A 22589-nucleotide genomic window follows, 5' to 3' on the forward strand; every position below is an offset into this window, starting at 1 on the left:
ACGCGCGGCACGCCGCCGCCTCTAGCCGCCGGCCGGCACGGGTGTCCGGTCGAGCTGCCGCCACACCGGGAACGCCAGCGGCGCGACCGTCGCGAGCAGCATCACCACACCCGCCGCCACGCACGCCCAGGTCAGGCCGACGCTCTGCGCGAGGAGGCCGCCGAGCAGCGACCCGAACGGTACGCCCAGGTAGGCGCTCGCCTTCATCGCCCCGAGCACGCGCGTCTGCAGCAGCGCAGGCACCCGCTCGTACTGCACCGCGCCGATGATCGGGTTCGGGACGCCGCCGAAGACGCCGCACACGAAGAACACCGCGGCGACGGCGACGACGGAGGTCCAGCCCGCGACCGCGAAGAACGGCGGCGCCGACGCGAGCAGGGTGCAGCAGGCGAACGTCAGCCAGCGAGGGAGCCGCTGGCCCAGCCACGCCGTGAGCAGCACGCCGGCCAGCATCCCGAGCCCGGAGGCGCCGCCGACCACCCCGAACGCGACCGCGTCGTGCACCCGGTCGTGCGCCCAGACGGGGAGGAACACCGCGCTCATCGCCTGGTCCAGCAGGTTCGTGAGGACGATCAGCGCCATCAGACTGAGCAGCAGCCGGTCGGCGCGGAGGAAGCGCAGCCCTTCCCGAAGCTCGGCGAAGTACGCGCTCGGGCCGAGCCGTGGCGGGGCGGGCGCAGCCGGAGCCTCCGCCGGGACCTGCTCGATCCGTGGCACCGTCACCGCGACCACCACCACCGCGCACAGGAAGGTCAGGCTGTCGATCAGGATCGTGACCGCCGGCCCGGCGAGCGCGACCAGCACGCCCGCGAGCGGCATCCCGACCAGCAGCGCCGCCCGGTTCGCGCCCGAGTAGAGGCCGACCGCGCGCTCGTCGCTCCAGCGGGCCAGCCGCGCCAGGGGCGGGATCATCGGCGTGGAGGCCGCGTCCGCCGCCCCTCGGACGGCCCCGGCGATGGCGACCAGCCCGACCAGCGCGCCGAGCGGGAGCTCGTGCAGCGCGCCGAGCAGGAACACCCCGAACACCGCGGCCGCTGCGACGAGGTTGCCGATCAGGAACGTCCGCCGCAGCCCGACCCGGTCGACCAGCGGGCCGGCCGTCGCCTGCAGCAGCACGTACGGCGCCATCTCCGCGAACCCGACGAGGCCCGTGGCGACCGCGCTGCCGGTCGTGACCAGTACGAGCCACGGGATGGCGATGGCCGACAGCGCTGTGCCCGCGCCGGAGACCAGGTAGGCGCCGATCAGTCCGAGAAGCGGAGCGCGGCGTGCGCCGGTGGCGCTCACGGCGTCCTTCTTCATGGCTCCGGGAACAGCTGGAACTGCGCGTGCACCCGCGTACCGTCGCCCTCCGCCCCCGGCTCCCTCCGGAACCGCGTCACGAGTTCCCGCACGGCCGCTGTGACCTCCCGCGCCTGCTCGACCGTGAGCGTGAGCGGCCAGTCGCTGACCGTCCACGGCAGCTCCGGCAGCTCTTCCACCTGGCTGGACAGCGTGTCCACCCAGGCCAGCACCCGCCGGTGCGACTCCTCGGCGTTGAGTCGCACGAACTGCACCGCCTGGTCGACGGTCTCCTCGGTCGCGGCGTCTCCGGGCACGCGGAACGAGAAGGAGGTCGACCGGTGCACCGCGCGCCACCAGCGGTCGCGGTCGTTTCCGCGTTCGGCGTCCTCCACGATGAAGCCGTGCTGCGCGAGCACGCGGAGGTGGTAGCTCGTGACGCCCGTGGACTGCCCGACGCGCCGGCCCAGCTCCGTCGCGGTGGACGGCCCATCCGCCTGCAGGAGGTCGAGCAGCCGGAGCCGCAGCGGGTTGACCAGCCCGCGCATGGCGGAGGGGCTGAGCAGCACATCCTGCGCCGGATCCAGCCCCGGGAACGGGTTCGCGTCGTCGGTCATGCCTGGCAGTGTAATCGCAGAAAAGATTCTGCAAAAGAGTTTCTGTGATATTGGCGACGGCGTCTCGTTAGGGTCCCGTTAGGGTTCGCGCCGCTCGCAGCGGATGTCTGCTACGGTTCTCGACGGCAGAACTTCGTTAGGTGAGGCTTCTGCGCGAACACAGGCCACTGATCTGACGACGTCGAGAGACGCCCAAGATCAGGACAGGTCTCCCCGGCTTAAGGGGTGATCCCAAGTGGCTTCCCCGGATCCGGTCGGATCGCGGGATACGTCGCGCAGTGCCGAAGCTCTTACGTGGGAGTCTCGCCCCTGGCCGTGCCGCCGTGGGTGACGCCTGGCGCACGCCTGCCCCCGAATGCGAGGAGGTGATCCGTCGTGAGCGACGACCATAGTCCGTCCCGTCCCTGCTGCGCTCCGTCGACGGCGGCCTCCACGCGTTCCACGCCAGGCCGACCCTGACCTCCGCGCGGCACGACGACGCCCTCAGCACGTCCCCTGTCGTTCTCTGCCGCGCCGGCCTCAGCCGGCCGCGGCCCAGGGAGGTCTTGTCATGCCCCTGCTCCGTACCGTTCCCGGCGCCGGCACGCTCCGCCGTGTCCGCTTCCGCTGGATCGACATCCTGGTCGCCGTCGCGATCGTCGTCCTCTTCTACCTGGTGATCCAGGCGACTGCCGGCGCCTCCGCGCCCGTGCGGCTCGCCGAAGTGCCGTCGTCCATCGACACGAACCCGGCGCTGCTGCCGTACTACGCGCTGCGCTCGCTGCTGCGGATGTTCGCTGCGCTCGCCGCGTCGCTGGTGTTCACCTTCGTGGTCGCCACGGCCGCCGCCCGGCTGCCGCGCGCCGAGAAAGTCATCCTGCCCGCTCTGGACATCCTGCAGTCCGTCCCGATCCTCGGCTTCCTGTCTGTGACCGTGACCGGGTTCATCGCGCTCTTCCCAGGCTCGACCCTTGGCCTGGAGTCGGCGGCGGTGTTCGCGATCTTCACCTCGCAGGTGTGGAACATGACCTTCGCGTTCTACGCGTCGCTCACCAGCCAGCCCCGCGACCTCGACGAGGCCGCCCGGCTGATGCGGCTGACGAAGTGGCAGCGGTTCTGGAAGCTGGACGTCCCGTCCGGGATGATCCCGCTGGTCTGGAACGGCATGATGAGCTTCGGCGGCGCCTGGTTCTTCCTGGCCGCCTCCGAGGCGATCACGGTTAACAACCACAGCTACGCACTCCCCGGCGTCGGAGCCTACGTCGCATCGGCGGTGGAGGCCGGCCAGCTCGATCGGGTCGGCTGGGCGATCGTCGCCATGGCGAGCATGGTGCTCGGCGTGAACTTCCTGTTCTGGCGGCCGCTGGTCGCCTGGGCGGAGCGGTTCCGCCAGGAGGACACCGCCCCGACCGACCGTCCGCGCAGCGTGGTGCTCGACGTGGTCAGCCGCTCCTGGCTTCCGCGCGTCGTCGAGCGCGGGTTCGCCCCGATCGGGCGCGGGCTCGACCGGGCGACCCGGCCGTTCGGGCTGGCCGAGCATCCGCTCCGGGTGCCGGAGGTGCGAAAGCGCACGCTGGATGTCGCCGTGACGGTGCTCGTCGTCGCCGCGATCGTGCTCGGTGCTGTGGCCTCGTACCTCTTCATCCAGCGCTCGCTGGGGTTGGGCGCGTTCCTGGAGGCGTTCGGGCTCGGCGCGGTCACCATGGCCCGTGTGGTCGTGATCCTGCTGTTCGCGACCATCGTCTGGGTCCCGGTCGGGGTGTGCATCGGCATGAACCCGCGGATCAGCCGGCTGGCCCAGCCGATCGTGCAGCTGCTGGCGAGCTTCCCGGCGAACTTCCTGTTCCCGTTCGCGATCGCGTTCTTCGTGGCGACGAGCATCCCGCTCGACTACGGCGGCATCCTGCTGATGGCGCTGGGGTCGCAGTGGTACATCCTGTTCAACGTCATCGCAGGCGCGAGCGCCATCCCGACCGACCTGCGGCAGGCGATGGACAGCTTCGGCGTCGGCCGGGTGCAGCGCTGGCGGAGGCTGATCCTCCCGGCGATCTTCCCGGCCTACGTCACCGGCGGCATCACCGCGGCCGGCGGCGCGTGGAACGCCTCCATCGTCGCCGAGGTCGTCACCTACGACCACCACACCTACACCGCGACCGGCCTCGGCGCGTACATCGCCGACGCCACCCAGACCGGCGACATGGCGCGCGTGCTCGTCGGCGTCATCGTGATGTCCGTCTTCGTCGTCGGACTCAACCGTCTGTTCTGGCGCCGCCTGTACGCGGTCGCCGAGAAGCGCTTCAGCCTGTGAGGAGGGCTCCAATCATGACCACCACGAACACCGCACTCATCGACGTCCGCGACGTCACCAAGTCGTTCGCCACCGACGGCGGCGAGAAGACCGTGCTCTCGGGCGTCTCGCTCACGATCCACCAGGGCGAGATCGTCGCTCTGCTCGGCCGCTCCGGCTCCGGCAAGAGCACGCTGCTGCGGTGCATCGCCGGGCTGATCGCGCCGACCTCCGGCACGGTGTCGTTCAAGGGCGGCGTGCTCAACGGCGCCAACCCGGGCACGGCTCTCGTCTTCCAGTCGTTCGCGCTGCTGCCCTGGCTGACTGTGCTCGAGAACGTCGAGCTGGGGCTGGAGGCCAAGGGCGTCCGCCCGGAGGCGCGACGCGAGCGCGCCCTCCGCGCGATTGACCAGATCGGCCTCGACGGGTTCGAGTCCGCCTACCCCAAGGAGCTCTCCGGCGGGATGCGGCAGCGCGTCGGCTTCGCCCGTGCCCTCGTCGTGGAGCCCGACGTGCTGCTGATGGACGAGCCGTTCTCGGCGCTCGACGTGCTCACCAGCGAGAACCTGCGCGGCGAGCTCGTGCGGATGTGGGGCGACGGCACCCTCCCGACCCGCACGGCGCTGATCGTCACGCACAACATCGAGGAGGCCATCCAGCTCGCCGACCGCGTGGTCGTGCTCGACTCCAACCCCGGCCGGATCAAGGCCGAGCTGACCGTCGACCTGCCGCAGCCGCGGGACCGCCGCAGCCCGGAGTTCGAAGCGCTCGTGGACGAGGTCTACGGCATCCTCACCGGCCAGCGGGCCGAGCCGCGTGCGACGGCGCCCGGCGGGGCCGGCCCGGCCGGCGCGGCCGTCGACCTCTCCCTCGCGGCGGCGGCCGCGAGCGCGAACGAGATCGACTTCCCGCTGCCGGAAGCGAGCACCGGTTCGCTCGGCGGCCTGGTCGAACTGCTCGCCGAGCGCGGCGGGACGGAGGGCCTGGCCGAGATCGCCGACGAGCTCCGCTACGAACTGGACGACCTCCTCCCGGTCGTGGACGCCGCCCAGCTCCTCAAGCTGGCCCGGCCGCAGGGAACCGAGCTGCGGATCACCGAGCAGGGCCGGCGGTACGCGGCCGCCGACCTCCTGCGAGCGAAGGAGCAGTTCGCGACCCTCGCGATGGAGGCCGCCCCGCTGGTCCGCCGCATCGTCCGTGACCTCCGGCACACCGCTACGGGCGCCATCCGCGCCGACGACATCCTCACCGCGCTCAGGGCGCACTTCGGCGAGGACGACGCCCAGCGACAGCTCGACACCGCGATCGACTGGGGCCGATACGGCGAGCTGTTCGAGTACGACGCCGACACCGGCCGGCTGCTGCTCTCGACGCACCCGGACGCCGAGCAGGAGGAGAGCGCATAGAAAAATGACATTAACCTCCAAAAAGGAGTTACACTACAAAAGGAGGTGAATGTCATGAAGCTGGAGACCCGGAGGTGGTGGGCGCTCGGCGCCGTGAGCCTGAGCGTGCTGGCGGTCGGGATCGACGGGACGGTGCTCTCGATCGCGTTGCCGACGCTGGCCGGGGCGCTGCACGCGTCCGAGACGCAGCTGGAGTGGTTCTCCTCCGGCTACCTGCTCATGCTCGCCGCCGCCGTGCTCCCGCTCGGGCTGCTCGGCGACCGGTTCGGGCGCAAGGCGGTGCTGCTCGTCGCGCTCGCGACGTTCGGGGCCGGCTCCGCGCTGTGCGCGTTCGCGACGACGCCCGAGGTGTTCCTGGTGGCGCGGCTGCTGATGGGCGTCGCAGGCGCGGGCGTCGCGGTGATGGCGCTCTCGGCGCTGACGGTCTTCTTCGACGAGGCATCCCGGCCCAAGGCGGTCGGGGTGTTCTCGGCGGCGAACTTCCTGTCATTGCCGCTCGGGCCGATCCTCGGCGGCTGGATGCTCGCCAACCTCTGGTGGGGCTGGGTCTTCCTGCTCAACCTCCCCGTGGTCGCGATCGGGCTGGTCGCCGTGGCGCTGCTCGTCCCGGAGTCGAAGGCGGCCGAGCGCCCGTCCTTCGACGCGGTCGGCGTGCTCGCGTCGGTGGCCGGGCTGGTCGTGTTCACCTACGGGATCATCGAGGCCGGGCAGCACGGCTGGTCGGACGCCGGTGCGCTGACGGCGCTCGGGCTCGGTGTCGCGATCCTCGCCGGCTTCGTCGCGTGGGAGGTCGCGCTCACCCGGCGCGGCGGCTCGCCGCTGGTCGACACCACGCTGTTCCGCTCCCGCACGTTCACCGGGGGAGCGGCGCTCGCCGGGGTCGCCGGCATGGGAATGGTCGGGCTACTGTTCGTGATGCCGCAGTTCTTCCAGGCGGTGCAGGGCGTGGACGTGTTCGCGTCCGGGCTGCGCCTGCTCCCGTTCGTCGGCGGCATGCTGATCGGCGCGCTGCCGGCCTCCCGGATCGCTGCGGCCGTCGGTTTCCGCGCCACGGTGACCATCGGCTTCGTCGTGATCGCAGCGGGCTCCGCGATCGGGACGTGGACGACGGCCTCCACCGGCGAGGTGGTCATCGCGCTCTGGATGGCGACGGTCTGCGCGGGCGCCGGGCTCGCGCTCACCTCCGCCATGTCCGCCGCGCTCTCCCGGCTGACCGCTGAGCACAGCGGGGTCGGCTCTGGTGTCGTCCAAGCGCTGCAGAAGACGAGCGCCCCGCTGGGGACGGCGATCCTCGGCAGTGTCGTCGCTGCGGTCTACACGGCTCAGCTCGCCTCTGCGTTCAGTGCGAGCCCCGTGCCGTCGGCGGTCGCCTCGGCGGCGAAGTCCAGCGTCTACGCTGGGCTCGCCGTCGCCGACCGCCTCCACTCGACCGCGCTCGCGGCAGCCGTGCGCGACGCCTTCACCCAGGGGATGAGCGTGTCGCTGTGGGTCTCCGCCGGCATCGCGGTCGCGGGAGGCATCATGGCGATGGTGGTCCTGCCGCGTGTGGAGCGCGGCGCGCACCTCGCGGCGGCGCCCGCACCCGCCGCCGCCATCACGGACGGAAGGAGCACGCATGCCGGACGGCACGTCTGACAGACCCGGCCTCCGCGAGCGCAAGAAAGCGCGCACGCGGGCGGCGATCCAGTCGCACGCGCTGCGCCTGTTCACCGAGCAGGGCTACGACGCCACCACGATCGACCAGGTCATCGACGCGGCCGAGGTCTCGGCCAGCACGTTCTTCCGCTACTTCCCGACCAAGGAGTCGGTGGTGCTGTTCGACGACTTCGACCCGCAGATCGTCGCCGCCTTCCTCGCCCAGCCCGCGGACGTCCCGCCGGTCGCGGCGATGCGGGTTGCGCTCCGGGAGGCCTTCCGCGGCCTGAGCGCGGAACAGGTGGAGGAGCAGCGCGAGCGCCTCGCCCTCGTCCTCGACGTCCCGGCGCTCCGCGCGGTGATGCTCGATCAGCTCCTCCAGTCGATGCTGGTGGTGTCGGAGGCGATCGCCGACCGCGCCGGACTCCCGCGCGACGACTTCGCCGTCCGCACCATCGCCGGGGCGATCGTGGGCAGCATGTTCGCGGTCCTCTCCCGGCTCGCGGACGACCCGACAGCCGAGCTCTCGGTGCTGGTGGATGAGGCGTTCTCGTTCCTGGAAGGCGGCCTGCGGCTGTGAAGGGTGTGAGGATTGCGCGGGGGTTCGGCGAGTTTGCATCGCGAGGGAGGCCTGCCATAGGATGAGTTCAACATTCGGACCCACCCGGCTTAGCCGGGTGGGTTCTTCGTTTCTGGGGGAACATTGAAAGACTGGATCGATCTCACCGCGCAAGTGCAAAAACACGTGGACCGCGGGCTCGATCTGGGCGGCGTGACAACGCGCAAGTTCGCCATGTTTCTGTACTCGAGCAACTACTACCGCGTGAGCGGGTACGCGCGTTGCTTCTACCAAACGAATGCGGAGAAGTACATTCCTGGGGCGACCGCAGCGCAGCTCATCGATGTCTATGATCTCGATCGCTCCGTCCGCAATCTCGTACTCGACGGAGTTGGCGTCGTCGAGCCGACGTTGCGGAGCCGAGTGGCCTTTCATGTGGCGAAGGTCCTCGGTGGCGGAGATGGATATCTCGACGAGACGCTGTACCTCCCAACCGGACCGAAGCCGCCCATTTCTGATGCAAAGGCGCAGAAACGCTGGCAGGCCGAAGTCACGAACCGCGACAAGGTCTTGGCGAGTTTTCGGGAGATCCAGGACCGCGACGAGATCTTCATCAGGCACCACATCAACAGAGGCGAACCTGTGCCGTTCTGGGCTGCCATCGAGGTGGTCTCGATCGGCACATTCTCTCGATTCCTGCGGGCTCTGCGGGACAAGACCGTCCTTGAGCCGGTGACCAAATCACTGCAACTCGAGGATGAGTCGAAGTTGCTGCAGGCCGTTCAGAACATCGCCTTCTTGAGGAACATTGCTGCTCATCACGGGAGGTTGTGGAACCGGCGATTCGATGGTCACGTCACTCTCCCTGCCATTGCGCTCCAAGCGAAGAGGCGATATCTCTCACCCAAGACGCCTGCCGCAGCTCTGACGCTCCTCGCTGGCCTGGTCGACCAGATCGAAGGGAGCACCGGGTACTCGAATACCCTGCTCGACCTGGTTCATTCGGAGCCCGCATTCATCGACGGCTTCTACCGTCCGATTCTGTGATCCATTCGGGCCGACCGTCAGCGGCAAACGACCTCCGACGTAACCCCCGATGCTGGAACCGGCGCACCCGATAGGCTGGGCGCGTGCTTCTCTCCGATCGTGACATCAAGGCCGAATTGGGTGCCGGGCGGATCGCGCTGGAGCCGTACGAGCCGGCGATGGTCCAGCCGTCGAGCATCGACGTCCGGCTCGACCGCTTCTTCCGCCTGTTCGACAACCACAAGTACCCGTTCATCGACCCCGCGGTCGACCAGCCGGAGCTGACCCGGTTCGTCGAGGTGGACCCCGACCAGGCGTTCATCCTGCACCCGGGCGAGTTCGTGCTCGGGTCGACGTTCGAGCTGGTGAGCCTGCCCGACGACGTCGCCGCGCGGCTGGAGGGCAAGAGCTCGCTCGGCCGGCTCGGCCTCCTCACGCACTCCACGGCCGGCTTCATCGACCCCGGCTTCTCGGGGCACGTGACGCTGGAGCTGAGCAACGTCGCGACCCTCCCGATCAAGCTCTGGCCCGGGATGAAAATCGGCCAGATGTGCTTCTTCCGGCTGTCGTCCGCGGCCGAGAAGCCGTACGGGTCGGCCGAGTACAGCTCGCGCTACCAGGGCCAGCGCGGCCCGACGGCCTCGCGTTCGTACCTCAACTTCCACCGGACCGACGTGTCCGCGACCGAAGCCGGACGTCCGTCCAGCTAGATCCCGAGCCGAGAGGGCTGCCCATGAGCGAGTCGACCGATTCCCTTTTCGCGCGAGCCCTGGTCTCGGCCGAGCCGACGGCGGAGCGTCCGCACCGGATGCACCTGTTCGGGCAGCTCGTCGGAAGCTGGCGCGCCGATGTCCGCTTCCTGGACGAGGCCTCCGGCGAGTGGGCGGAGCGCGTCGAGGAGTGGGTGTTCGCGTACACGCTCGGCGGGCGCGCGGTGCAGGATGTGCTGGTCGCCCGCGACCCGTCGGATCCCGGCGCCGTCGTGGCGCACGGGTCGACGGTGCGGGTCTACGACTCGACGCTCGGCGCGTGGCGGGTGAGCTGGTTCGGGGCGGCGGGCGGCGACTTCTGCACGCTGGTCGCGACACCGCATCGCCGGGACGGCATCCGCCAGGACGGCACTCAGACCGACGGCCGCCCGATCCGCTGGAACTTCTCCAAGATCACCGACGAGTCGTTCGAGTGGGACGGCTGGGTCTCCGACGACGAGGGCCGGACGTGGTGGCTGGAGCAGCACATCGACGCGACACGCACGGGCTGATCCTGCGTCCGCCAGGGTTTTGCGCTGCCGCAATCGCTACCCGGGGCAACTGCTTCGTCTCCGAAAGGATGCGGTCCACGGCATACGCGCCGCGAGTTATCCACAGTCGATTACACAGGTGGAAAATAGTGAGTCAGACTCACAGCTGACCTGAAGCTTCGGGTGCGTCGTCGGCGTACAGGGCGGGGAGCTGGAGCGTCAGCCACGGGCTGAACGCCCACGGTGTGGCCTCCACCGCCGCCAGCAGAGTGCGCGGATCGACCCACTCCCACTCCGCCACCTCGGCGGCGGACGGGTTCAGGTCGCCCACGATCGTCGCCGTGAAGACCGGGCAGACCTCGTACTCGACGATGCCGGAGGCGTCGGTGGCGCGGTACTGGAAGTCCGGGATCACCGGCGCCAGGTTGTCGACGGCGGTGCCGAGCTCGTCGGCGGCGCGGCGCGCGATCGCGTCCTCCATCGACTCGCCGGGGGCGGGATGCCCGCAGAACGAGTTGGTCCAGACGCCCGGCCAGGTCGCCTTGCTCAACGCCCGGCGGGTGACCAGGATGCGGCCCTCACCGTCGAAGAGGTGGCACGAGAAGGCCAGGTGGAGGGGGGTGTCCGCGGTGTGGACGGTCGCCTTGTCCGCGGTCCCGATCGGGGTGCCGTCCTCTGCGAGCAGGACGACCTCTTCGCGCGGTGACGTCATGCGTCCATCCTAGGCTCGGGTCGCTGGAGGGCGGCCTGAGGTAGCGGGTGCGAGCGGCCGGGGAGGACGGCGAAGGGGCGCGCCCGTGCGGTCGCGCCCCTTCGGTTGTGCCGGTGGGGTCAGTCGGCGTCGGTGCCCTCTTCGGTGTCGGAGGTGTCGGTGCCGGAGGTGTCTGTGCCGGGGGCGTCTGTGCCCGCGGCGTCGGTGGTGGCGGACTCCCCGGCGGCGGTCGCGTCGGCCTGGGCGGCGGGCGTCCAGCCGAGGTTGCGTGCCATCGCCTCGAGCGTGGCGAGCGTGGTGGCGAGGTCGGCCGGGTCGATGCCCTCCGCGACGCTCGCGCGCACCGTGCGGATCCGCTCGAAGGCGGCGTCGTGCGCGGCGCGCCCCTCGTCGGTCAGCGTGGCGCGGTCGCCGTCGAACCAGACCCAGCCGCGCTCGACGAAGTCCGCGAGGATGCGATCCACCCCGCCGCGGCAGCGCCCGTCGAAGCCGTGCCGTCCCGCGAAGGGAGGCCGCCCCTGCCCGGAGCGCTCGTGGCCGTACGCGTCGGGCCCGAAGCGCCCGCCGACGTCACCGCGGCCGAAGGGCCCGGGACCGAACGGGCGACCGTACCGGCCGGGGCCGAAGCCGCCGTAACCGAAGCCGCCGTAACCGACGCCGCCCGGGCCGAAGCCGTGCCCGCCGTGCCCGAACGCAGAACCGCGCTCGACCCCGCGGACGAATCCGCGCTCGAACCCCCGCTCGAACGCCTGCTCGGCGCCATGGTGGTGGTGATCGGGGTGCGGGTGGTGGTCGCCGTGCTCGTCGTGGGGGCCGTGGTGATGCTCGTGCTCGTGGTGCTCGCCCTCGTGGTGCTCATCGTGGTCGTGGAGTTCGGTGCCGGAGGCGCCTTCGCGACTGTCCGGTCCGTAGGTGTCGCGCTCCGCGTCGTGGCCGTGGTCGCCGCGGTCGTGCCCGGCGTGGTCCATACCGCCGTGGCCATGCCCGTCGTGGTCGTGCCCGTCGTGGTCGTGCCCGGCGTGGGCGCCCGGCTCGTCGTGGACGCGCGCGTTGTCGTGGTCCATCCACGCGCGGTACATCTGCTGCCGGCGCTCCCATTCGCGCCGCATCCAGTCGGGACGCCCGCGCCATTCGCGGCGGGCCGACGCGGTGTCGCCGCGCTCGGGAGCGCCGTCCGCGGGTGTGCTCTGGGCGTCTCCGGGGAGGTCTGCGCCGAAGGCACGGCCGCGTCCACGCCGTCCTCGGTGCGGGAGTGCGTCGGCGAGTTGGTCGGCGGTGGCCGGACCGTCGGCGAGCGTGTGCAGGACGCGCCAGCCCCGGCGGCCGAGGTCGAGCTCGTGGAGCTCGTCGCGCATCCGATCGCGGAGGCGCGTGTTGAGTTCGCCGAACCAGTAGCCCGGCGGGGTGTTCTCGGAATCGTGGGTGTTCGAGTCGTCGATGGGTGTCATCGGGGACTCCCTTCTTTTTCTATGTACTGTTACAAGTAAATGTATAGTTACATGCATGGCTGAGGATCGTCAAGAGCAAGACCGTTCGCCCGAAGCGGACGTGATCGAACTGATCGAGCGCTCGCTGGTCGCCGTCCGCCGCGACCAGTCGCGCCGCCGCCCGTCCGGCCCGTGGGACGCCGGAGCGTTCCCCGGCCGCGGTCACGGCAACCACGGCAGCTCGAACCACGGCCCCGACCACAACGGCGACGGCCGAGCGAACCACGCCGACGGCCGCGGAGACCATGATTCGACCCAGCCCGCCCATGAAGACGCTGGCGCCGGCGAGGGCGGCGCACCCTCCCACGACCACCACGGCTCGCACTCCCACCCGGCCCCGCACGGCTTCGACCCGCACACCTGGGGCCCGCGCGGCCCGTGGTCCGGCTTCCCCGGCCCGTTCGGCGACTCCGCCCGCCCCGGCCCCGGACGCCGCGGGCGCGACGGCTCCCTCGGCCGCTTCGCCCGCATCCGCATGCTGGAGGCCCTGGCGGCCGCCGACACGGACGGCCGGCAGCTGTCGGTCAGCTCCCTCGCCGCCGCGATCGGCGTCGATCAGCCGCGGGCCAGCCGCCTCGTGCAGGAGGGCGTCGACCGCGGGCTGGTGCGGCGGGTCCCCGACCCGTCCGACGCGCGGCGCGCGCTCATCCAGCTCACCACCGCCGGCCGCTCGCAGCTCGGCGAAGTCCAGGACCACCGCCGCTCCGCCGTCGAGACCGCGCTGGCCTCCTTCACCCCGGAGGAGGCCCGCACCTTCGCCGAGCTCTTCGCCCGCTTCGTCCAGGCCTGGCCCCGCTGAGCGCCCACCACCCGAACTCCCGACGACCGGTCACGGAGCCAACGGAGGACTTCCGGCTCCACCTCCAGCGGATCTCCTCCGCTGACTGCGATCGCGCGGCGTGCCGCAGCGGATCTCCTCCGCTCCCCGCATCGCTACCGCGGCGACTTCACCGGCACCAGCAGCACCAGCCCGACCAGCAGCACCAGCACGATCCCGAGGATCCCCCAGTACTGCGCCCCGCCCAGCGCGACGAACAGCGCGAACAGCAGCGGCGCCACGAACGACACCGCCCGCCCGCACGTCGCATACAGCCCGAACACCTCGCCCTCGCGTCCGGCGGGCGTCACGCGGGCCAGGAAGGTCCGGCTCGCCGACTGCGCCGGCCCGACGAACAGGCACAGGATCAGGCCGAACACCCAGAACGCGATCGCGCCGGCGTCGTGCAGGAAGAACACCGCGAGCCCCGCGATCACGAGCCCGACCAGCGCCGTGACGATCACCGGCTTCGCCCCGAACCGGTCGTCGAAGCGGCCGGACAGCACCGTGCTGACGCCGGCGACGACATTCGCGGCGATGGCGAACACGATCACGCCCGACTGACTGAAGCCGAACGTCCCCTTCGCGAGGATGCCGCCGAACGTGAACACGCCGACCAGCCCGTCCCGGAACAGCGCAGACGAGATCAGGAAGAGCACCGTGTTCCGGCTCTCCTTCCACAGCACCGCGATGTCGCGGAACAGCAGTCGGTACGACGCGAAGAACCCGACCCGCGGCAGCCGGCGGTTCGCCGGCGCCTCCGGCACGCGCAGCAGCACCGGGATGGACAGCGCGAGCGTCCAGACCGCGGCGACCAGCGCGACGAGCCGGTAGTTCAGCCCCTGGTCCGTCGTGACGTGGAGGATGCCGCCCGTCCCGTCGCCGTTGGGCGACGCGAGCAACACGAGCACGATGACGAGCAGCAGGATGCCGCCGAAGTAGCCGCTGGCCCAGCCGAGCCCGCTCACCCGGCCGACCGTCTTCGGCGTGGACACCTGGACGAGCATCGCGTTGTAGTTCACGGTCGCGATCTCGTAGAACACCGTCCCGACCGCGACGAGCACGACGCCGAACAGGAAGAACGACGGCTCGCCCACGACGAAGAACATCAGCGCCGTGATGACGACCACGACGCCGGTGTTGATCCCGAGCCACAGCTTGCGGCGTCCCGAGCCGTCGGTGCGGCGGCCCAGCACGGGAGCGAGCACGGCGACGACGATCCCGGCGATCCCGATGCCCCAGGCCAGCCCGCTGGAGAGGCCGGCGATCGCGCCGGTCACCGCGTGGTGGGCCGGGCCGGAGGCGTCCTTCTCGGCGTCCTGGGCGGAGACCAGCGCGGGGGAGATGAAGTAGCTGGAGGTCAGGTAGACGGTGAAGACGAAGGTCGTGATGACCGCGTTGAACGCGGCGCCGCCGGCATCCCAGAGCGCCCACGACGCCACCCAGCTGCGCGGGATGCTGCGCTCGGTGGAGCTGTCGGCGAAGATCGGGCTCGCCGCGGTCGCGAGGGCGTCGTCGCCCGCGCCTCCGGTCGCCGGAGTGTCGGTCGTCATGGGGACAGCGTAGGGCGTGGCGGGGAACGGGCGGTGAACGTGCCGGAGGTCAGTCTCGTGTGCCGGTCACGTTCACCCGGAACCACGACGTCACCGGCTCGCTGTCGTGCAGGAATCCCGCGATCCGGTCGGCGGCCTCCGGCGTCGCGAACCAGTCGGGGACGCCCCAGTCGGCCCAGGTGATGATCCCCTTGTACCGCAGCAGCTCGGCGCGCGGATGGTCTGCCGGGTAGCCGCGCGGGGAGGTCTTGAGCTGCTCCGGGATCTCGATGCCGATCCCGGAGGCGCGCAGCGCCCTGAGCGCGGACTCCAGCTCCCCGCCGGTACGCGGAGCGTCCACGGCCCGGCGGTACCGGTCCAGCTGCTCCTTGTCGAGCTGGTACACGCCCGCGCCGCCGGCGACGCCCTCCGCGGAGACCTGGACGTAGCCGCCGCGGGCGAAGGTGAGCGCCGCGTGGAGCTTGTACGGCGACTTGTCGTGCGAGAACCGCACGTCACGGTACGGACGGAATAGCCGGCCGGCGCCGAACTCGGGCTCGAGCGCCTCCGCGAGTGCGTGCATCGGCGCCGCGACCCGCCGCTCGTAGCGCTCCCGGTTCTCCAGCCAGAACGCCTTGTCGTTGCGCAGCGTCAGCTCGCGGTAGAACGCGATCGCGTCCTCGTCGAACCCGGTGAATTCCATGGCCCGATCGTACGACGGCGCGGGTGGAGGTTGTCCCCGCGGCGGCGAATGCGGATGCTGTCGGTATGGACACGATGAAGGTCGCGGTCGCCGGTGGCACCGGCGTGGTCGGAGCCCGCACGGTGGAGGCGTTGAGGAAAGCCGGGCACGAGGCGGTGGTGCTGAGCCGGTCGGAGGGGGTCGACCTCCTCGCGGCGGCGCACGACACCGGCGAGGCGCACCGGCTGGCGCGGACGCTGGACGGCTGCGCGGCCGTCGTGGACGTCACATCGGTGACGACGATGGGAGGCGCGGCCTCCACGCGCTTCTTCGAGGCGGTGACGACGGCGCTGCTCACCGCCGAGCGGGCGGCCGGAGTGACGCACCATGTCGCGCTCTCGATCGTGGGCGCGGCGGCGGCGCCGTACGCGTACTACGCGGGCAAGGCGGAGCAGGAGCGGCTGGTGATGGCGAGCGGCGACGGCTGGAGCCTGCTGCGCGCGACCCAGTTCCACGAGTTCGCGGCCCAGCTCGCCGGACGCTCCCGCGGCCGGATCAAGGCGGTCCCTGCAGTGAAGTCGCAACCCGTCGCGGCGGCGGAGGTCGGCGCACGCCTCGCCGAGCTGGCGACCGGAGACCCGGTGGGGCTCAGCCGCGACCTCGGCGGCCCGAAAGTGGAGGACATGCCGACGCTGGTCCGCCGCTATCTCGAAGCGACCGGGTCGAACGCCCGCGTGTTCGCGGTCCCGCTGCCGGGACGCTGGGGCCGCGCGCTGCGCGACGGCACGCTGCTGCCCGGGCCGGACGCACAGCTCGGGACGCAGACCTTCGACGAGTGGCTCGCCACGGTCGCGAAGTGAGCCGGCGGTGAGCTAGTCGTCGGCCGGCTCGTCCGCGGCCTCCACCTGCCCGTGCCGCGCACCGCCCCGCATCGGCACCCCGACCACCGCGAGCACCAGCGCCAGCACGGCGCCGCAGAAGATCGCGATGTCGGCGACGTTCCCGATGAACCAGTTCGCGTAGGCGATGAAGTCCACCACGTGCCCCTGGCCTAACGACGGCGCGCGGAACAGCCGGTCCCCGAGGTGCGTGACCGCTCCGCCGAGCAGGAGGCCGAACGCGACCGCCCACGACCGCGCGCCGACCCGGCGGGAGAAATAGAGGAGCGCGACGACGGCCAGCGCCGCGATGATCGTGAACACCCAGGTCTGGTCGACCAGGAACGAGAACGCCGCCCCCGAGTTGTAGATGAGCTGGATCCCGAGCAGGTTGCCGATCAGCGAGTGGTAGTCGCCCTCGCGGAGGCTGGAGGTCGCCCACAGCTTGGTCAGCTGGTCGGCCAGGACCACGACGACGGCGATCACCAGGATCCACACCAGCGCGCGGGTCCGGCGGCGCGGGAAGTCGGCGTCCTCGGCCACGGGCTCGGCCTCGGGAGATGGGGTGCTCTCGGTCACCCCGTCATCCTCGCACCTTGCGCGGTGGAGCTAGGGGCAGCGCGGAGCGATGCTGCGACCCCAGCGCCGAGGGAGCCTGCGACCGAGGTTGGCACATTACACCGACACCGGTAACGCGTACTGCGCCGTCCCGCCGTCCCCGCGCACCTGGCGGTGGATGTCCTCCATCGTGACGTCGAGCTGCCCGGCCGTGCCCGCCGCCGCCGTGAGGTCGCGCAGCAGCGGCTCCGGGACCTCCCCGTCGTACTTGTAGTAGATCTTGTGCTCGAGGCTCGCCCAGAAGTCCATCGCCACCGTGCGCAGCTGCACCTCGACCGGCACCGCGACCGGCCCTCCGCTGAGGAACACCGGCACCTCCACGATCACGTGCAGGCTCTTATAGCCGTTGGGCTTGGGGTGCGCGATGTAGTCCTTCACCCGCAGCACGCGCACGTCCTCCTGTGCCGTCAGCAGCTCGAACACCCGGTACACGTCCGACACGAACGAGCACACGATCCGCACGCCGGCGATGTCGGTGATGGCCTCCCGGATCGCGTCGAACGACGGCTCGCAGTTCTTGCGGATGACCTTCTGCTCGAGGCTCTCGGCCGACTTGAGCCGGCTGGAGATGTGCTCGATCGGGTTGTAGTCCTGCAGCTCGGCGAACTCCTCGCGCAGGATGGACACCTTGGTGGAGATCTCGTCGATGCCGAACTTGTACGGCATGATGAACCGCGCGAAGTCCTCGCGGAACGCCTGCACCTCGCTCAACGTGGCCGGGTCGATGCTCTGCAGAGCCTCGATCGCCCGGGTGGAGAGCAGCGGGGCCGGGTCGGATTCCATGTGCCCGACGCTATCGACGCGGGTTGTGGAACGGGTGTGAATCGACTGTCGCCAAACCGTCGCCCGCTGTGCTTTCGTGTGCGCATGAGCGGCGGCGACGGCGCGGGCGCGCCTTTCAACTTCCGCCTCGCGGTCCTCCTCGCGATGGCGATGTTCGTGCTGGTCGTGGACACGTCGCTGATGAACGTCTCCATCTCCGCGGTCGTCCATGACCTCCACACCACGGTCAGCGGCGTGCAGGGCGCGATCGCGCTGGAGGCGCTGGTCTCGGCGGCGTTCATCCTGATCGGCGGGAAGACCGGCGACCTCATCGGCCGCAAGCTCGCGTACGTCCTCGGCCTGCTCGGCTACGCGGTCGGCGCCATCGCGATGACCCTCGCGCAGAACCTGTTCGCGATCATCGTCTTCTGGGCGGTGATCGGCGGGATCGGCGCCTCGCTGCTGCTGCCGGCGATGCAGTCGCTCATCCACGGCAACTTCGAGGGGGCGCACCAGAAACGCGTCTACGCGCTGGTCGGTGCCTCCGCCGCGATTGCCGCCGCGGTCGGCCCGCTGCTGGGCGGCTTCATCACGACGTTCCTCTCCTGGCGGGTGGGGTTCCTGCTGGAGGCGGTCATCATCGCGGTCGTTCTCGCCGGGATCGGGCTGGTGCACGATGTTCCCTACACGGGCACGCGCTCGATCGACCTGGTCGGCGCGCTGCTCTCGGTGGTCGGGATGGGCGGCATCGTCACCGGGATCCTGGTCTGGCAGGAGGGCGGCGAGTACGTCCTGCTGCTGATCGTCGTCGGCGTCGCGGCGCTGGTCGGGCTGGTGTTCTGGCTGCGCTCGCGTGCCCGCCGCGGGAGGCCGACGCTGCTCGACCCCGCGCTGTTCTCGTCGAAGCTCTTCCGCACGGGCGTGAGCGGCCAGCTCCTCCAGCAAGTGGCGCTCGGCGGCACCATGATCGCGCTGCCGATCTACCTGCAGATGGTGCTGGAGTACAACGCGCTGGAGGCTGGCCTCTCCATCGCGCCGCTCTCGCTGAGCATGTTCGTGGTCGCGCTGCTCGCCGGGCGCCGGGCGAAGGGGCGACCGGCGAACCTGATCCTGTGGGGCTTCCTGCTCGCGGTGATCGGCGTCGCGATCCTGCTGCCGATCGTGCCGATCGCGACGAGCGGCTGGTTCCTGACCATCCCGCTCATCGTGTCGGGCGGCGGTCTCGGCCTGCTCGTCTCGCAGCTCAACAACTACACGCTGTCGCCGATCAGCGACGAGCGCGTCAGCGAGGCGGCCGGCGTCAACTCGGCCGCCGGATCGTTCGGGCTGTCGTTCGGTCTGGCGTTCGCCGGGGCGATCATGCTGGCGACGCTGGCGTTCGCCTTCACGTCGCTGACGAACTCGAGCACCGTCCTCCCGGCGTCCGACAAGCAGCAGGTGGCCTCCGCCCTGGAGGAGGACGCCCAGGTGATGTCGAACACGCAGCTGGAGAAGCAGCTCGCCACCGAGACGCCGGAGGTGCGTGCGGAGGTCGTCCGGATCAACACGGAGGCGCGGCCCATCGCCCTCCAGGTCGCGCTGCTCGTCCCGCTCGCCGCCGGGCTGCTCGGCGCGGGCAACGCGCTCCGGATGCGACGCCTCCCCGACCCGGCGCCGTCGGACAGCGACGCGCCGGTGCTGGGGTAGCCGCGCGCCCGCGGGTACCGTCGGGGCATGTCCGACTTCCTCCTCGGCGGGTCCGGGATGCCGCCCCTGCCCGACGCGTCAGATGCCCCCGCGGATCCCGGCGCCCTCCTCGACGCCTGGCTTGCGGAGGCCGACCGCGCCGGAGTGCGGGAGGCGCTGGCCGCCACCCTCGCCACGGCCTCCGTCGACGGCGTCCCCTCGTCGCGCACCCTCCGGCTCGCCGCGCTCGGAGCGGACGGCGTCGTCTTCGGAACGTCCGCCGCCAGCCGCAAGGGCCGCGACCTCGCCGCCAACCCGCGTGCGAGCGTCACCGTGTACTGGCGCGAGCTCGCCCTGCAGCTGCGGCTGGACGGCGAGGTGGAGGTCCTGTCTGCCGACGCCTCCGACGCCCTGTTCGCTGACCGGCCTCCCGCCGCGCGGGCCGCGACCGTCGTGTCCGAGCAGGATGCGCAGCTGGGCGACCTCGGCGTGCTGCGCGCCCGCGCCGAAGCGCTCGCCGGCGGCGACCCGATCGCACGCCCCGACGACTGGTTCGGCTACCGCCTCGTCCCGTCCTCCATCGAGTTCTGGCAGGGCAGTCCCGACCGGCTGCATCGCCGGCTGAGATACGAACGCGCGGCCGACGGGATGTGGAGCGTGCACGGACTCCAGCCCTGATCAGGAATTCTTCTCCGCCGCCGGAATACCGGGGCCCGTTTCAAAGTTGAGTCACTTGTACTCAAGTTTTGAGACGGACGGCTTGACAGCATCCACCCGGGATGTCAGGCTTGAGCCGTCGAGGCTCAACTCTTGACCCCAAGACTTTCACCGGCTATCAAACGCCCGCAACAAAGGAGAGAAAGCACACATGTCACGTGCAGTAGGAATCGACCTCGGAACCACCAACTCCGTCGTCTCGGTGCTCGAGGGCGGCGAGCCCACGGTCATCGCCAACGCGGAGGGCTTCCGCACCACCCCGTCCGTCGTCGCGTTCACCAAGGACGGCGAGGTGCTCGTCGGCGAGACCGCGAAGCGCCAGGCGGTCACCAACGTCGACCGGACCATCTCGTCCGTCAAGCGCCACATGGGCACCGACTGGACCCAGGAGATCGACGGCAAGAAGTACACCGCCCAGGAGATCTCGGCCCGCATCCTGCAGAAGCTGAAGCGCGACGCCGAGCAGTACCTCGGCGACACCGTCACCGACGCCGTGATCACCGTCCCGGCCTACTTCAACGACGCCGAGCGCCAGGCCACCAAGGAGGCCGGTGAGATCGCGGGCCTCAACGTGCTCCGCATCATCAACGAGCCCACCGCCGCGGCCCTCGCGTACGGTCTCGACAAGGGCAAGGAGGACGAGCTCATCCTCGTCTTCGACCTCGGCGGCGGAACCTTCGACGTCTCCCTCCTCGAGGTGGGCAAGGACGACGACTTCTCGACCATCCAGGTCCGCGCGACCGCCGGCGACAACCGCCTCGGCGGCGACGACTGGGACCAGCGCGTCGTCGACTGGCTGATCAAGCGCTTCAAGGACTCGACCGGCGTCGACGTCTCCAAGGACAAGATCGCGCTGCAGCGCCTCAAGGAGGCCGCGGAGCAGGCCAAGAAGGAGCTCAGCTCCTCGATGAGCACCAGCATCCAGCTGCCCTACCTCTCGCTCACCGAGAACGGCCCGGCCAACCTCGACGAGACGCTCACCCGCGCCCAGTTCGAGCAGATGACCAGCGACCTCCTCGACCGCACCAAGAAGCCGTTCCAGGACGTCATCCGCGAGGCCGGCATCAAGGTGTCCGACATCGCGCACGTCGTCCTCGTCGGCGGCTCCACCCGCATGCCCGCCGTGAGCGAGCTCGTGAAGCAGGAGACCGGCGGCAAGGAGCCCAACAAGGGCGTGAACCCGGATGAGGTCGTCGCCGTCGGCGCCGCCCTGCAGGCCGGTGTCCTCAAGGGCGAGCGCAAGGACGTCCTCCTGATCGACGTCACCCCGCTGTCCCTCGGCATCGAGACCAAGGGCGGGATCATGACCAAGCTCATCGAGCGCAACACGGCCATCCCCACCAAGCGCAGCGAGACCTTCACCACGGCCGACGACAACCAGCCGTCCGTCGCGATCCAGGTCTTCCAGGGCGAGCGCGAGTTCACCCGCGACAACAAGCCGCTCGGCACCTTCGAGCTGACCGGCATCGCCCCGGCCCCCCGCGGCATCCCGCAGATCGAGGTCACCTTCGACATCGACGCCAACGGCATCGTGCACGTGTCCGCCAAGGACAAGGGCACCGGCAAGGAGCAGTCGATGACGATCACCGGCGGGTCCAGCCTGCCGAAGGACGACATCGAGCGCATGGTGCGCGAGGCCGAGGAGCACGCGGCGGAGGACAAGAAGCGCCGCGAGTCCGCCGAGACCCGCAACCAGGCCGAGCAGCTCGTCTACGCGAACGAGAAGCTCATCAAGGACAACGAGGACAAGCTCCCGGAGGACGTCAAGAACGAGGTCCAGGGCGACATCGACGCGCTGAAGACCGCGCTCGCCGGCGACGACGACGAGGCCGTGAAGACCGCGTACGACAAGCTGAACGAGAGCCAGCAGAAGCTCGGCCAGGCGATCTACTCGGCCGCGCAGGCGTCCGAGGCCCCGGCCGGCGACGCCGACGAGGCGGGCGCTCAGGGCGAGGGCTCCTCCTCCGACGATGAGGACGTCATCGACGCCGAGGTCGTCGAGGACGAGGAGAAGAAGTAACCATGGCTGACCAGAACCGCGACGGGCACGGCTCGGAGGAGCCGGAGCGCGAGGAGCCGATCATCCGCGACAAGCGGAGGATCGACCCCGAGACCGGCAAGGTTCGCGAGCCTCAGGGCGAAGAGCACGACCTCGCGCACGAGGAGCTGGTGGATGTGGGCCCGGGTGAGGAGGAGAGCGTCCTGTCCGACGACGACCTCGACATCCTCTCCGGCCAGACCACGTCCGACCAGCTCGCGGCGGAGCGGCTCGCCGACCTCCAGCGGGTGACCGCGGAGTACGCGAACTACCGCAAGCGCACCGAGGCCAATCGGGAGGTCGAGCGCGAGCGCGCGATCGGGGACGCCGTCAAGGGTCTCATCCCGGTGCTCGACGACCTGGAGCGCGCCGACAAGCACGGCGACCTGACCGAGGGCAGCGCGTTCGCGACCATCGCGGCCAAGCTGCGCACCGCGGTCGAGCGGCTCGGCCTCACCCAGTACGGCGAGAAGGGCGAGCCCTTCGACCCGCAGGTCCACGAGGCGATCTTCCAGCAGCCCACCCCCGGCGTGACGGCCGACACCGTCGCCGACGTGGTGGAGACCGGCTACCGGCTGGGCTCCACCGTGGTCCGGGTGGCCAAGGTGGTCGTCGCCACCCCGGCCTGACCGGCCGGACGATGAGCGCCAG

The 22589-nt window shown here is 70.6% G+C and carries 21 protein-coding genes and 1 riboswitch; of the genes, 13 read left to right on the forward strand and 8 right to left on the reverse strand.

Annotation, left to right across the window (positions count from 1 at the left end):
• Positions 1-21: 21 nt before the first annotated feature.
• Both F1C12_RS15935 and F1C12_RS15940 read right to left on the reverse strand, forming a co-directional pair.
• A complete protein-coding gene (locus F1C12_RS15935) occupies positions 22-1287 on the reverse strand; it encodes an MFS transporter (protein WP_185275878.1) in 1266 nt (421 codons plus the stop codon).
• Positions 1288-1298: 11 nt separating this feature from the next.
• Positions 1299-1898: a winged helix-turn-helix domain-containing protein gene (locus F1C12_RS15940; RefSeq protein WP_185275879.1), complete on the reverse strand. Its 600-nt coding sequence runs from the start codon at positions 1896-1898 to the stop codon at positions 1299-1301.
• A 125-nt stretch (positions 1899-2023) separates the two neighbouring features.
• Positions 2024-2205, forward strand: a riboswitch (M-box (ykoK) riboswitch).
• Positions 2206-2448: 243 nt separating this feature from the next.
• On the opposite strand from F1C12_RS15940, the gene F1C12_RS15945 reads away from it, so the two are divergent.
• From F1C12_RS15945 to F1C12_RS15975, 7 genes are all read left to right on the forward strand, one after another.
• Entirely contained in the window at positions 2449-4185 is a 1737-nt protein-coding gene (locus tag F1C12_RS15945) for an ABC transporter permease (protein WP_185275880.1), read from the forward strand.
• A 14-nt stretch (positions 4186-4199) separates the two neighbouring features.
• A complete protein-coding gene (locus tag F1C12_RS15950) occupies positions 4200-5570 on the forward strand; it encodes an ABC transporter ATP-binding protein (protein WP_185275881.1) in 1371 nt (456 codons plus the stop codon).
• Positions 5571-5624: 54 nt separating this feature from the next.
• A complete protein-coding gene (locus F1C12_RS15955) occupies positions 5625-7205 on the forward strand; it encodes an MFS transporter (RefSeq protein ID WP_185275882.1) in 1581 nt (526 codons plus the stop codon).
• Positions 7186-7785, forward strand: a complete 600-nt coding sequence (locus tag F1C12_RS15960; RefSeq protein ID WP_185275883.1) for an acyl-CoA-like ligand-binding transcription factor — start codon at positions 7186-7188, stop codon at positions 7783-7785. Before F1C12_RS15955 ends, F1C12_RS15960 begins: the two co-directional genes overlap by 20 nt.
• A gap of 123 nt (positions 7786-7908) precedes the next feature.
• The gene (locus tag F1C12_RS15965; RefSeq protein WP_185275884.1) at positions 7909-8811 is read left to right on the forward strand and encodes an Abi family protein; all 903 of its coding nucleotides are present in this window, start codon (positions 7909-7911) and stop codon (positions 8809-8811) included.
• 83 nt (positions 8812-8894) lie between these two features.
• Positions 8895-9500 (forward strand): dCTP deaminase, encoded by a 606-nt coding sequence (gene dcd, locus F1C12_RS15970; protein WP_185275885.1) that lies wholly within the window; start codon positions 8895-8897, stop codon positions 9498-9500.
• A gap of 23 nt (positions 9501-9523) precedes the next feature.
• Positions 9524-10051, forward strand: a complete 528-nt coding sequence (locus F1C12_RS15975; RefSeq protein ID WP_185275886.1) for a hypothetical protein — start codon at positions 9524-9526, stop codon at positions 10049-10051.
• 139 nt (positions 10052-10190) lie between these two features.
• Here F1C12_RS15975 and idi read toward each other — a convergent pair whose 3' ends face one another.
• Positions 10191-10742, reverse strand: coding sequence for an isopentenyl-diphosphate Delta-isomerase (gene idi, locus F1C12_RS15980; RefSeq protein ID WP_185275887.1), 552 nt, complete (start codon positions 10740-10742; stop codon positions 10191-10193).
• Positions 10743-10861: 119 nt separating this feature from the next.
• Positions 10862-12190: a MarR family winged helix-turn-helix transcriptional regulator gene (locus F1C12_RS15985; protein ID WP_185275888.1), complete on the reverse strand. Its 1329-nt coding sequence runs from the start codon at positions 12188-12190 to the stop codon at positions 10862-10864.
• Between the two features lie 55 nt (positions 12191-12245).
• Here F1C12_RS15985 and F1C12_RS15990 point away from each other — a divergent pair, with 55 nt between their 5' ends.
• Positions 12246-13028, forward strand: coding sequence for a MarR family winged helix-turn-helix transcriptional regulator (locus tag F1C12_RS15990; RefSeq protein WP_258045941.1), 783 nt, complete (start codon positions 12246-12248; stop codon positions 13026-13028).
• A gap of 134 nt (positions 13029-13162) precedes the next feature.
• Here the strand turns inward: F1C12_RS15990 and F1C12_RS15995 are convergent, their stop codons facing one another.
• Positions 13163-14599, reverse strand: coding sequence for an MFS transporter (locus F1C12_RS15995; RefSeq protein WP_185275889.1), 1437 nt, complete (start codon positions 14597-14599; stop codon positions 13163-13165).
• Between the two features lie 49 nt (positions 14600-14648).
• Entirely contained in the window at positions 14649-15281 is a 633-nt protein-coding gene (locus F1C12_RS16000; RefSeq protein ID WP_185275890.1) for a DUF2461 domain-containing protein, read from the reverse strand.
• A 65-nt stretch (positions 15282-15346) separates the two neighbouring features.
• On the opposite strand from F1C12_RS16000, the gene F1C12_RS16005 reads away from it, so the two are divergent.
• Entirely contained in the window at positions 15347-16120 is a 774-nt protein-coding gene (locus F1C12_RS16005) for an SDR family oxidoreductase (protein WP_308457989.1), read from the forward strand.
• A 12-nt stretch (positions 16121-16132) separates the two neighbouring features.
• Here the strand turns inward: F1C12_RS16005 and lspA are convergent, their stop codons facing one another.
• Together lspA and F1C12_RS16015 are read right to left on the reverse strand one after the other, a co-directional pair.
• Positions 16133-16717 (reverse strand): signal peptidase II, encoded by a 585-nt coding sequence (gene lspA / locus F1C12_RS16010; RefSeq protein ID WP_258045942.1) that lies wholly within the window; start codon positions 16715-16717, stop codon positions 16133-16135.
• Positions 16718-16813: 96 nt separating this feature from the next.
• Positions 16814-17539 (reverse strand): GTP pyrophosphokinase, encoded by a 726-nt coding sequence (locus tag F1C12_RS16015; protein WP_185275891.1) that lies wholly within the window; start codon positions 17537-17539, stop codon positions 16814-16816.
• 84 nt (positions 17540-17623) lie between these two features.
• Between F1C12_RS16015 and F1C12_RS16020 the strand changes: the two genes are divergently transcribed.
• The 4 genes from F1C12_RS16020 (at position 17624) to F1C12_RS16035 (ending at position 22567) form a co-directional block, all read left to right on the forward strand.
• Positions 17624-19204 carry an MFS transporter gene (locus F1C12_RS16020; protein ID WP_185275892.1) on the forward strand — a complete coding sequence of 527 codons (1581 nt, stop codon included), beginning with the start codon at positions 17624-17626 and terminating at the stop codon, positions 19202-19204.
• Between the two features lie 27 nt (positions 19205-19231).
• A complete protein-coding gene (locus tag F1C12_RS16025) occupies positions 19232-19861 on the forward strand; it encodes a pyridoxal 5'-phosphate synthase (protein WP_185275893.1) in 630 nt (209 codons plus the stop codon).
• Positions 19862-20051: 190 nt separating this feature from the next.
• Entirely contained in the window at positions 20052-21920 is a 1869-nt protein-coding gene (gene dnaK / locus F1C12_RS16030; RefSeq protein WP_185275894.1) for a molecular chaperone DnaK, read from the forward strand.
• A gap of 2 nt (positions 21921-21922) precedes the next feature.
• The gene (locus F1C12_RS16035) at positions 21923-22567 is read left to right on the forward strand and encodes a nucleotide exchange factor GrpE (RefSeq protein ID WP_185275895.1); all 645 of its coding nucleotides are present in this window, start codon (positions 21923-21925) and stop codon (positions 22565-22567) included.
• The last annotated feature ends 22 nt before the right edge of the window (positions 22568-22589 follow it).

This window comes from Leifsonia shinshuensis (genome assembly GCF_014217625.1).
In the GTDB taxonomy this organism is placed as follows: domain Bacteria; phylum Actinomycetota; class Actinomycetes; order Actinomycetales; family Microbacteriaceae; genus Leifsonia; species Leifsonia shinshuensis_A.